At 43.1% G+C, this 267-nt stretch carries 1 protein-coding gene; it reads right to left on the reverse strand.

Annotated elements, in window-relative coordinates:
• The coding region (locus SB773_RS32220; RefSeq protein ID WP_410594436.1) for a DUF1980 domain-containing protein at positions 1 to 157 on the reverse strand (157 nt) is incomplete at its 3' end.
• Positions 158 to 267 lie beyond the last annotated feature (110 nt).

Here is a 267-nt window from a genome sequence, read left to right on the forward strand (position 1 = left end):
TGATCACTAAAAAAGCAAAAAGCGCCGCCAATGCATATGGAACCATTTTGGGCGCAATCAATTTCGTTAAATGTCCCGAAACATACAATTTAAAAATCATGAGGCCCAGTCCAAGCAGCAGCAATCCCTCAAGTCTTTGGATAAAAAAACGTTTCATCAGAAGCCCCCCTTACTGATCAATCCGCCTGCAATCAGGCATAGGCTGAAGACGACTGCGAAAACAAGCAAGACATATGTTACGACAAAGCTCCGTTTAAAGCAGGACAT

This window comes from Bacillus sp. SIMBA_074 (assembly GCF_046534555.1).
Classification (GTDB): Bacteria; Bacillota; Bacilli; order Bacillales; family Bacillaceae_G; genus Bacillus_A; species Bacillus_A mycoides.